The organism is Kitasatospora sp. NPDC058170, assembly GCF_042883905.1.
Lineage (GTDB): Bacteria > Actinomycetota > Actinomycetes > Streptomycetales > Streptomycetaceae > Kitasatospora.
On sequence record NZ_JBHVUV010000023.1, the window covers coordinates 73,043 to 83,884 of the forward strand.

Sequence of the window (10,842 nt, forward strand, 5' to 3'; positions counted from 1 at the left end):
GGTGCGCGGGGGGCCTCCGGCCCGGCCGGGCGCAGTACCCGCCCGTCCGCGAGTCCCGCCACCTTCGAAGGAGCCACCGTTGGACGCGTTCATCGACGACCTGTTCTCCCTGAAGGGCCGTCAGGCCCTCGTCACCGGAGGAAGTTCCGGAATCGGACTGGCGATCGCCTCGGCCCTGAGCCGGGCCGGCGCCGCGGTGGTCCTCACCGCGCGCCGCGCCGACCCGCTGGCGGAGGCGGTCCGCACGCTGCGCGCCGAGGGCGGCACCGCCGACTGGATCGACGCCGACCTGGGCGACCGCGACGCCACGCACCAGCTCGCCGACACCCTGCTGGAGCAGTACGGCGCCCCGGACATCCTGGTCAACTCGGCCGGGGTCAACATCCGCCCCCCGCTGGAGGAGTTGACCGAGTCCGACTGGGACCGCACGCTGCGCACCAACCTGGACGCGCCGTTCGTGCTCGGCCAGCGATTCGGCCCGCGGATGGCCGAGAAGGGCTGGGGACGGATCATCAACATCGCCTCCCAGCAGGCCGTCCGGGCGTTCGGCAACAGCGGCGCCTACGGGGTGTCCAAGGCCGCGCTGACCGCACTGACCCGCTCCCAGGCGGAGGCCTGGTCGGCGCGCGGCGTCTGCGTCAACGCCATCGCGCCGGGCTTCGTCCACACCCCCCTGAACGAGGCCGTCTTCCGGGACCCGGTCCGGACGGAGGCCATGGCGCGCCGCACGATGGCCGGACGCAACAGCGAACTGGGCGACTTCACCGGGGTCGCGGTCTTCCTGGCGAGCGCGGCCTCGTCCTACGTGACCGGCCAGACCATCTTCGTCGACGGGGGTTTCTCGGCCACCTGACAGCCGCGGAGCCCGATCCGCCCGTCGGACCAACAGCACGAGGAGCACGAGGAGTTCCGTTGTCACGCAACAAACCGGTGGTGGTGCTGGTCGATGCCTACACCTCGGGCAAGTACCTCCCGCCCGAGTTCATCGCGCTGGGCGCCGAGACGGTGCACGTGCAGAGCACACCCGAGTTCATGCCCTCGATGCCGGCTCCCGACCTGGGCGACTACCTGGCGAACATCGTCCACGAGGACGTCGACACGACCGTCGAACTGCTGTCCAAGTACGAGCCGGTGTGCGTGCTGGCCGGCCAGGAGCCCGGGGTGACGCTCGCCGACACCCTGTCGGAGCGGCTCGGCGTGCCGACCAACGGAACCCTGCTCTCCGAGGCCCGGCGGGACAAGTACCTGATGATCGAGACGCTGCGGGCGGCCGGGCTGCGCTGCGCCGAGCAGTTCAAGAGCGGCGAGGTGGCGGACCTGGTCGGCTGGGCGCAGCGCGCCGCGGCCTACCCCGTGGTGGTGAAGCCGCTCAAGTCCGCCGCCGGCGACGGCGTGTTCATCTGCGCCGACGCCGACGAGGTGCGGGCGGCCGCCGAGGCCGTCCTCTCCTCGGACACGATCTACTGCGAGACCAACCGGGAGGCGCTGGTCCAGTCGTACCTGCACGGCGCGGAGTACGTCGTCGACATGGTGTCGTACGGCGGCCGGCGCTACGTCTGCGGGGTGTGGATGTACCACAAGCGGCTGCTGCCCAACGGCCGCAACATCTACGACTGGGAGCACCTGCTGGGCGCCGACGAGGGCCCGGCGCCGGCCCTGATCGACTACGTGGACCGGTCGCTGACCGCGCTCGGGGTCGACTACGGCCCGACGCACGCGGAGGTCATCCTCACCCCCGACGGCCCCGCCCTGGTGGAGGTCGGCTCGCGGATCGCCGGGAACATGCACCCGGGCTTCCACGACGCGTGCGCGGGCGGCAACCAGGCCACCCTGACCGCGCTCGCCTACCTCGACCCGGCGCGCTTCCTGACCGAGTACGCGGGCCGCCGCTATACCCTGCGCGGCCAGGGCGTCTGCTCCACCACCTCCACCGGGCTGTCCGGCGTGGTGACCGGCGCCGACCAGCAGGTGGTGGCCGAACTCACCGGCCTGGAGACGGTGTTCGGGCTCAACCTCAAGATCGAGCCGGGCGGGCGGATACGCCCGACCGTGGACCTCTACTCCAGCACCATGAGGATCTTCCTGCACGGCTCCACGATGGACGCCGTGCGGCGCGACCAGCTGCGCATCGAGGAGCTCAAGGACCGCGTGTACCTGATCCGTCCCGACGAGTCCGTCCCGACGAGTGTGAGTGAGTCATGACCAGTGTGGTAGTTGCCATCGTCCCGGGCGCGGCCGTCAGGCCTGCCGAGATCGCCGCGGCCGCGGACGCCTGCGGGCAGACCCCGGTCTTCGTGGCCCTGGCCGGCGCGCTCGGCGAGGCGGAGCTGGCGGAGTGCGCGGCCCTCGGCCCGGTCCTCGCCTGCGACCCGCAGGCCCCGGGCCGGACGGTCGAACAGCTGCGGGCCCATCACCCGGCCGGCGTCACGACCTTCAGTGAGGCCATGGTCCCGCTGATCTCCGAGATCGGCGACGGACTGGGCCTGTCCTTCCACGACCCCGACACCGTCACCCTGCTCACCGACAAGTGGGCCCAGCGGCGGCGGCTGGCCGAGGCCGGGGTGGACGCCGTCCGCTGCACCGTGGTCACCGACCGGGACGCCCTGCTGGCCGAACTCGCGGCCCGGAACGGCCCGGTGGTGGTCAAGCCGGTGCGCAGCCAGGGCAGCCGCGACACCTACTTCGTGCCGGAGCCCGGCGCCCTGCCGGTCGGCCTGGTGCCCACCCCCGAGCGCCCGTTCGTGGTCGAGGAGTTCCTGGTCGGCCGCGGCGAGGGCGACTTCGCCGACTACGTCTCCGTCGAGGGGCTGGTGGAGGACGGCCGGGTGCAGACCCTCGCGATCAGCGGCAAGCTGCCGATGATCACCCCGTTCCGCGAGGTGGGCGCGTTCTTCCCCTCGCACCTGCCGGAGGCGGAGCTGGACGCGATCGCCCGGCTGGCCGCGGACGCCGTCCGGGCGCTGGGCGTGCGGCGCGGACTGGTCCACAGCGAGGTCAAGCTCACCGCCGACGGCCCGCGGCTGATCGAGGTCAACGGCCGCATCGGCGGGTACAAGAGCGAGCTGTACGGCCGGGTGACCGGGGCGGACTGGCTGGCCCTCGGCATCGCGGTGGCCTGCGGCCTGCCGGTGGGCACGGTCGCGCCCGCGCGCTCGGACACCGTCGAGTTCCAGTTCTTCAACAACCCGCCGCTGGAGGGCGGGGTGCTGCGCCGGGTCGAGGGCGTGGACGCGGTCCTCCGGGAGCCGGGGGTGATCGACCACCTCGCGCGGTTCCCGGTGGGCAGCACGCTGGCTCCGGAGGGCGGCACGCTCTGGATGGACCTGCTGCGCGGCAGCGCGCCGGACCACGCCGGCATGCTGAAGACCATCGACCAGTGCCTGGCGCAGATGCGGTTCCACATCGAGGCGCCGGACGGCGTCACCCGGGTGTGGCAGGCGGGCCGGGGCGGACTGTGCGCCGTCGACTAGCCGCCCTCCTCGGCGCGCGCCCGCCGGAGGGCACCGGCGGGCTGCTGGCCGCCACCCTGGTGCTGTCCGTCGGCAAGGGCACCTTCCTCGCCACCGTGATGGTCTACCTGCTGAAGACGGCCGGGCTGGGGACGCTGGCCGCGTCGACGGCGCTCTCGCTGTGGGGCGCGGCGTCGGTCGCGGTGGCGTTCCCGGTCGGGGCGCTGATCGACCGCGGTCTGGGCCGGCAGGCGGGGGCGCTGTCCGCCGTCTGCACGGCCGTCCTGGTGCCGCTCACCGGTCAGGTGCACACCCCGTGGCTGCTGATGCTGGTGCTCTGCGCGGCCGGCGGCTTCGACAGCGCCGGCAACGTGGTGCGCCGGGGCCTGATCGCGGGCGCGGCCGGCAGCGGGGTGAAGGGGCTCGCCTGGGCGCGCACCGTCACCAACGTCGGCTTCGCGCTGGGTGCGCTGGTGGCGGTGCGGCTGTTGTCGGCGAACTCCGCCTCCGGGTACGCCCTGGCCTACGGGGTGATCGGCGGCGTCTACGTGCTGATGGCCGTCTGCTTCCTGCTGACGCCGCTCGGCGCCCGGCCCGCACCGGCGGCCGCCACCGCGGCCGGGCGGGACGGCGGGGACGCCGCGGGCCGGCCGCGCGAGCGGCGCAGCGGCGGGCTGCTCGCGCTCTCCACGGCCATCCTCACCGTGCACACCACGCTGCTCACCACCGTGCTGCCGCTGTGGATCACCGAGCACACCGACGTCCCGGTGTCCGCGATGGGGTGGCTGTTCATGATCAACACCCTGATCACGATCGGCGGCCAGATCCCGGTGAGCCGGCTCGCCACGACCACCGAGGGAGCGCTGCGGTGTTTCCGGGGCTCGGCCGTCTGGACGGCGTCCTGCTGCGTGCTGCTGGGCCTGGTCAGCCATGTGCCGACCGCCGTCCAGGTGGCCGTGCTGGTCACCGCGACGATCGCGCTGACGGTGGGTGAGCTGCTGGAGGCCGCCGGCGAGTGGGGGCTGTCCGCGACCCTCGCCGCCGAGGGCGAGCACGGCTTCTACCAGAGCGCCTGCGTGGTCGGCGAGGCCACCCAGAGCGCCGTCGGCCCGCTGCTCGTCGGCAGCCTGCTCACCGCACTGCCGGTGGCCGGCTGGGTGCTGCTGATGGGCGGGATCGGCACCGGCCGGTACGTCGCGGGCCGGGTCCTCCCGTCCGCCCGGGCCGGCGAGGTCCGGCCGGCCCCCTCCCTCTGATCGGAACCACCGACGCCCAACCACGACAACCGGGAGCATTCCATGAAGGGTTCACCCAGCGTCAACGGTGCGCGACTGCGGGCCGTCACCAACTGGGTCTTCCTGCGCGCGGCGGGCGACAGCCGGCCGCGGATCATCCCCTCGCGCACCGTCTTCCCGGCGGTGCGGAAGCTGGAGACGGTCTTCCCGACCCTCCAGGCCGAGGTCGACGCGCTGCTGAAGACCAGGAACATCCCGAAGTACGGCACCTTCGACCCGGTCCGGGCCGCCCAGGTGTCGGAGGACTGGAAGCTGTACTACGCGTACATGTTCGGCCGGCCGAACGAGCTGGCCCGTACCGAGCTGCCGTCGCTGCTCGCCTTCGCGGAGTCCACGCCCAACGTCGTCAACGCCTTCGTCTCCATCCTCGACCCGAAGGTCCCGCTGCCCGCGCACCGGGACCCGTACGCGGGGATCCTGCGCTACCACCTGGGCGTGCGGATACCCAAGGACAACCCGCCCCGGATCCGGCTGGAGCGGGACTACTACACCTGGCGGGAGGGCGAGGGCACCGTCCTCGACGTCTCGCACGAGCACGAGGTGATCAACGAGAGCGAGGAGCCGCGGATCATCGTGATCGTCGACTTCCGGCGTCCGATGGGCGTGTTCGCCGACCTGCTCAACCGGTACTGCCTCTGGCAGAAGCGCAAGTGGGCGCCGCAGTTCGTCGAGGCGGCCAAGTACGACGTCATGCACGCGGCCTGACCCCACGGGGGCGGTGGCGGCGGGCGGGTCGGGGAGGTCCTCGGCCGACCCGCCCGCCGCGCCGCCCTGGAGTGCTCCGCGCCCATCGACATCGTGAAGGGGAGCCAGCGTGGACAGTCGGATCGTCATCACCGGGACGGGCGTGGTCACACCCGTCGGCGCGACGGTGGAGTCCTTCTGGGAGGCCGACCCGGCCGACCCGGCCGACCGGTCGGGGCTCCTCGCGGCGGCCCGGGGCTGAGCACGTGCTGGACGTCGTCGAGCTCTCCCTCGGACCGCCGCACTACGCGGACGAGCCGCCCGCAAGCGTGATCTGGCTGCACGGCATGGGCCAGGAGCCGTCCGCCCTGATCCCGACGGCCCGGCTGCTCGGCCCGCCGGGCCGGCCCCCGCGGGGGCTGTTCCCGTGCGCGCCCCAGCAGCCGGGCGGGCTCGGCGGTGGCCGCCTGGTGCGCGCCTGGTTCCCGCAGAGCGTCTTCCGCCTGGACCGGATCGGCCTGCCGGACGTCCTCGCCATGGCCGAGCGGCTGCGCGAGGTGGTGGACGCCGAGACCAGCCGTACCGGCGCGGGCCGGGTCCTGCTGGCCGGCTTCTCGCAGGGCGCGGTGATGGCCCTGGTGACCTGTCTGCTCCACCCGGCCCCGCTGGCCGGCCTCGCCCTCAGCGCCCCGTACCTGCCGGCCGGCCTGGCCGCGCACCTGGCGGAGCGCCGGACCGCGGCGAACGCGGCCACCCCGGTCTGGATCGCCCACGGCGCCGACGACTGGGTGATCCCGCCCGCGGCCGGCGCCCTGGTCCGGGACACCCTGCTCGGCTGGGGCCATCCGGTCAGCTGGCACCACCTCCCGGCCGGCCACACGCCGTTCCCCGCCCCGCCCGCCCTTCTGCACCACTTCCTGCACAGCTGTCAGGCCGGCCGCGGGTGAGCGGGTGCGGGGTGCGCGGGTGGCCGGGCGGGGGTGAGCGAGCCGGTCGCCGTCGCAGCGGGGGTCCGCTGCGCACCGAGCGGGGCGGGTGTCCGGATTCGGATACTCTGCCCGGGTGAGTGAGAACCTTCCCCCCTGCCCCGAGTGCTCCAGCGAGTACACCTACGAGATGAACGCCCTGATGGTCTGCCCCGAGTGCGGCAACGAATGGGTGGCCGCCGAGGGCGCCGCGGAGGACGCCGGCGCCGCGGGCGCCGCGGGTGCCTCCGGGGAGCGGGTGGTCAAGGACGCCGTCGGCAACGTGCTGGCCGACGGCGACACGGTGACCGTCGTCAAGGCCCTCAAGGTCAAGGGCAGCCCCTCGGGGATCAAGGCGGGGACCAAGGTGCGCAACATCCGGCTGGTCGACGGGGTCGACGGCCACGACATCGACTGCCGGATCGACGGCTTCGGGCCGATGCAGCTCAAGTCGAGCGTGGTCAAGAAGGCCTGACCGGCGGGGAGGAGCCGGGCGGGGTGCGCGCGCAGGAGTGCCGAAGGGGCGTACGCGAGCGCTCCCGCACGCCGCCGGGCCTCCGTGCGCCGAGCGGGCGGCGGAACCGCTGACCGGCGTCTCCGCCGGAACACCGCCGTGCAACTGATCGGCAACTTCCGGCGTCACGGCCTTGCGCGCGGCTGCCCGTGACGACAACCTGGAGCCCACCGATTGACACACGGAGTGACGGGCGTGGGGGCCATGACTGTCTGGGTTGGGTTGTCGATGTCCGGGACGGTGCGCGTCGGCGGGGTGGCGCCCGCACGGCCGGAGCGGATCGGGCGGCCGTCCGGGCCGACCCCTCCGAGGAACAACGCCGCAGGGTGAACCGCCTCCGCCCCTGAGCCCACCCCCGCTGCCGGCCCCGACGCCGCTGCTGAGCCCACTCCCGCTGTTTGCCCCGCCCCGCTGCTGGCCGATCCGCCGGCCGCCCCGCGTCCGGCCACCGGACCCGATCCCCGCCCGCCCCGATCCCTGTCCGCAGCACCGACGTTGGCGAGAGGCGATTCGGCGGCCCCAGGCCGGCCGCCGGTCGAGGACGAGTACCGACAGACCCAAGGAGCGGAGTGCTCATGCCAGCTGCGATCATCGGACGCGAGGGGCCCCTGACCGGGCGGCGGTTCCCGGTCGGCGAACGGCCGGTCACCTTCGGCCGCAGCAGCGACAGCAGCGTGGGGATCACCAGCGGAAGCGCCTCCCGCCTGCACGCGGAGGTGCTGCGGGAGGCCGGCCGCTATGTGCTGTACGACCGGGGAAGCCGCAACGGGACGCTGGTCAACGGCAGTCGGGTGACCTCCCACGTCCTGGTGTCCGGCGACGTGATCACGATCGGCGGCGAGGTCTTCCGCTTCGAGATCACCGACGCGATGGAGACGATCACCGAGCTGGTGGCCCCCGCGGCCGCCGAGCCGGTGCTGCACGTCACCGTCTCGGGCGGCGGCCCGGTGGGGCTGGGCTTCGCCCTGCTGCTGGAGCACCTGCTGGGCCGGCGGGTGGCCGTCACGGTGTACGAGGGCCGCTGGGTCCAGGACGGCTCCCGGGTCGTCTGGAAGACCCAGGCACAGGGCAACGTCCGGCGCCAGCAGGTCGTGACCGTCCAGAGCCGCCAGTACCTGAACCTCCCCGAGGAGGTCCAGGAGCGCCTGTTCGGCGCCGACGCCTACTCCGAGATGTGGCCGGCCGGGCCGGACTCGGTGCGCGGCTTCGCCCCGCGCAACATCCGGATCGCCTACATCGAGGACGTGCTGCTGGAGTTGGCGAACGAGAAGGCCGACCGGATCCGGCTCGTCCCCGCCAACTTCGACCCGGCCGAGCAGCGGGAGGAGCTGGCCGGGGACCACGTGCTCGCCATCTGCGAGGGGGGCCGCTCGCGCACCCGGGAGTACTTCACCGACAAGTTCGGCACCCCCGACACCTCGATCTACTCGCTGGACGGCCGGCACCTCCAGGACGTCGTGCTGGGGCTGCGGGTGAAGTCCGAGCTGTCCGACCCGATGTCCGTCCTGCTGACCGTGGCCCAGAACCGCTTCCTGCTCAACTCCCTGCGCGGCGAGGGCTTCCTCAACATGCGCCTCACCGACGCCGAGGCCGCCGAGGTGATCGGGGTCGACCCCGTCCGGCACGTGTTCGAGCAGTGCGTCGCCTCGCGGCCGTGCCTGATGGGCCGCAACGACGACGGCGACTTCCGCTGCGCCACCCACGGGACGCTCTTCCTGCCCGCGCTGGTCAAGGGCTCGGCCCTGTGGCGGCGGGTGCTGGAGGGCCTGGCCCTGTTCGGCGTCGCCGAGGAGAACCTGAGCGCCGTGACCGGGTTCCGGCTGGACATGGTGCAGCGGCCGCGCTTCACCGCCCGGCTCTACCCCCCGACCTCCGCCACCCCGGGGACGTACGGGTTCCTGCTCGGGGACGCCGCCAACGCGATCCACTTCTGGCCGGGGCGCGGGCTCAACAGCGGGCTGGCCTCGGCCATCTCGCTCGCCCGCTCGCTCACCGGCGCCTGGCGCGGGCGGGCCTTCCGCGACGCCGACTTCGTCCGGCACGAGGCGGCGATGTCGATGCTGCAGTACCGGCACAAGAGCCGGGCCTGGAACGCCATGGTGACCACCGACGAGGACGGCGGCAGCTGCGCGATCAAGGACAGGATCGCCCTGAGCATCGAGGAGCCCGCACCCGGGGCCGCGGACACCGAGGCGGACGTCGAGGCGCTGATGGTCCAACTGCGGTCGATCCGGGAGCGCCTGGCACCGCGTCTGCCCGGCCTGCCGGACGACGCCACCCTCCGCGACCACCTGCGCACCCTGAAGGGCGAGACCGTCCGCACCCTGCTCGCGAGCGGGGTCTGGGACACCCTGACCGTGGGCGGCGAGGAGGTCGACATCGACCTGTTCTACCGGCAGACCCCGCCGCCGTCCTCCCCCGCCAGGACCCCCGAGCCGCACCGCCGGTCCTGAGCGGTGCCGCCCGCCCGGGCCGGTGGCCCGTTCGGCGCGACGGGCCTGGCCGGCGGTCACACCGTGGTGGGCCGAAAGCCCCTCCGGAGGTCCTGGACGGCCGTGGCCCGGCCGCCCTCGACGGTGACCACGGCGAGCGGCCCGTACACGTGGTCCACTCCGTGAGGCGGGACGTCGGCGGGGAGGCCGTCCGCGCCCCGGGGCCAGCCGACGTCGCCGGTGAGGGTCCGGGCCGGGAAGGTCCAGTAGTCGCCCGTGCGGTAGACCGTGCCGGTCCCGGACGGCGGGCGGAAGCGGATCTGGACGCCGTCCTCCAGGGTCAGCCACCCCGCCCCGCCGGGCGCCTCGACGACCAGCGCGCCGTCGTCGGCACGCCGGGGGACGGCGCCACCGCCGTCCACGTCGGGGTGGTCCCAGCGGCGCAGCAGCGGGTGGCGGTCGGCCCCGATCGGCTCGGCGGGGCCGGTGGAGAGGTGGACGACGTACTCCTCGCCCTCGTCGTCGATGTCCAGGACGCGGGCCAGCAGGCCGGGCGTGCCGCGCAGCGTGCCGTGGTCGTCGACCACCTCGACCAGGCTGCCGACCGCCGGGGCGGTGCGCTTGTCCCGGGGCTGGTCGCGCAGCACGGCGGTGGTGCCGGCGATCCGCACCGCCGGGTGCACGACCGAGCCGTTGTCCCGCGACCAGCTGAAGGTCGGGGCACCGTCGGCACTGCCGCGCTGGATCTGGACCCGGTAGAGCTGGTTCTCGGGCCCGAGGTAGCCGGCCACCGGATCGGCGGCGCAGGGTTCCTGCGGGCCGGAGCCGCGGTCGGCCCGGACGGCGAGCAGGCCCCGGTCGGGCGGCTGCAGGAAGGTCTCCCAGGCGCTCCAGTTGGCGGCGATGTCGGTGGCGTCCATCGCCCGCCCCGGCGGGGTGTCCGCGGTGAGCCGGACCCGCCACACCAGCCGGGTGCGGGAGCAGGTGTCGGGGCCGCCGAGGGCGACCTCCCGGATGGTGTCGTCCTCCGCGGCCGAGAGATGCCGCTCCCAGACGTCGAGGTAGGCCAGGTGGACGCCGTCCTTCGGCACTCCGGCGTCGGGCAGGTCGGGCTGGGCGGTGAACAGGAGGTCCTCGGTGTCGTTCTCGCAGGCCCGGCCGTGCACCCAGTACCGGCCCCGGCCGATCCGCAGCACGCCCGTCCCCCCGTCCGCCGGCGGCTTGTCGATCCGGAAGCCCGGCCCGAGGGCGCCGCCGGAGGCCGGGGACGGCACTCCGTACGGGCCGATCAGGTCCTCGGCGAGCGCCTGGAGGTGGTGCAGCAGGATGGCGACCTGCTCGTTGCCGTCGGCCGGCAGCGTCACCCTGCCCTGCTGCTGGACCACGCGCAGGAAGTGCCTGCGCTGGTCGAAGCTGAACCGCTCGACGTCGGCGTGCATACGGGTCCTCACTTCACAGGGGCGCCACGGGGACGGGCGCGGGTCGGTTCGCGGAGCGGGCGCG

General features: G+C 73.9%; 10 protein-coding genes. 9 read left to right on the forward strand and 1 reads right to left on the reverse strand.

What is annotated here, in order from left to right:
• Positions 1 to 79 precede the first annotated feature (79 nt).
• The 9 genes from ACFVVX_RS25315 (at position 80) to ACFVVX_RS25355 (ending at position 9,360) form a co-directional block, all read left to right on the forward strand.
• Positions 80 to 853: an SDR family NAD(P)-dependent oxidoreductase gene (locus ACFVVX_RS25315; RefSeq protein ID WP_387948903.1), complete on the forward strand. Its 774-nt coding sequence runs from the start codon at positions 80 to 82 to the stop codon at positions 851 to 853.
• Positions 854 to 912: 59 nt separating this feature from the next.
• On the forward strand, positions 913 to 2,202 hold the full coding sequence (locus ACFVVX_RS25320; RefSeq protein ID WP_387948904.1) for an ATP-grasp domain-containing protein: 1,290 nt from the start codon (positions 913 to 915) through the stop codon (positions 2,200 to 2,202).
• Positions 2,199 to 3,470, forward strand: a complete 1,272-nt coding sequence (locus ACFVVX_RS25325; RefSeq protein ID WP_387948905.1) for an acetyl-CoA carboxylase biotin carboxylase subunit family protein — start codon at positions 2,199 to 2,201, stop codon at positions 3,468 to 3,470. The genes ACFVVX_RS25320 and ACFVVX_RS25325 overlap by 4 nt, the downstream gene beginning before the upstream one ends.
• Positions 3,455 to 4,705 (forward strand): hypothetical protein, encoded by a 1,251-nt coding sequence (locus ACFVVX_RS25330; protein WP_387948906.1) that lies wholly within the window; start codon positions 3,455 to 3,457, stop codon positions 4,703 to 4,705. Before ACFVVX_RS25325 ends, ACFVVX_RS25330 begins: the two co-directional genes overlap by 16 nt.
• 42 nt (positions 4,706 to 4,747) lie before the next feature.
• Positions 4,748 to 5,449 (forward strand): aspartyl/asparaginyl beta-hydroxylase domain-containing protein, encoded by a 702-nt coding sequence (locus ACFVVX_RS25335; RefSeq protein WP_387948907.1) that lies wholly within the window; start codon positions 4,748 to 4,750, stop codon positions 5,447 to 5,449.
• Between the two features lie 109 nt (positions 5,450 to 5,558).
• On the forward strand, positions 5,559 to 5,690 hold the full coding sequence (locus ACFVVX_RS25340) for a hypothetical protein (RefSeq protein ID WP_387948908.1): 132 nt from the start codon (positions 5,559 to 5,561) through the stop codon (positions 5,688 to 5,690).
• Between the two features lie 4 nt (positions 5,691 to 5,694).
• Positions 5,695 to 6,375: an alpha/beta hydrolase gene (locus ACFVVX_RS25345; RefSeq protein ID WP_387948909.1), complete on the forward strand. Its 681-nt coding sequence runs from the start codon at positions 5,695 to 5,697 to the stop codon at positions 6,373 to 6,375.
• Positions 6,376 to 6,490: 115 nt separating this feature from the next.
• On the forward strand, positions 6,491 to 6,868 hold the full coding sequence (locus tag ACFVVX_RS25350; protein ID WP_387948910.1) for a zinc ribbon domain-containing protein YjdM: 378 nt from the start codon (positions 6,491 to 6,493) through the stop codon (positions 6,866 to 6,868).
• A 614-nt stretch (positions 6,869 to 7,482) separates the two neighbouring features.
• Positions 7,483 to 9,360, forward strand: a complete 1,878-nt coding sequence (locus ACFVVX_RS25355) for an FHA domain-containing protein (RefSeq protein WP_387948911.1) — start codon at positions 7,483 to 7,485, stop codon at positions 9,358 to 9,360.
• A gap of 56 nt (positions 9,361 to 9,416) precedes the next feature.
• On the opposite strand, the gene ACFVVX_RS25360 is transcribed toward ACFVVX_RS25355, so the two are convergent.
• Positions 9,417 to 10,778: a DUF6519 domain-containing protein gene (locus tag ACFVVX_RS25360; protein WP_387948912.1), complete on the reverse strand. Its 1,362-nt coding sequence runs from the start codon at positions 10,776 to 10,778 to the stop codon at positions 9,417 to 9,419.
• Positions 10,779 to 10,842 lie beyond the last annotated feature (64 nt).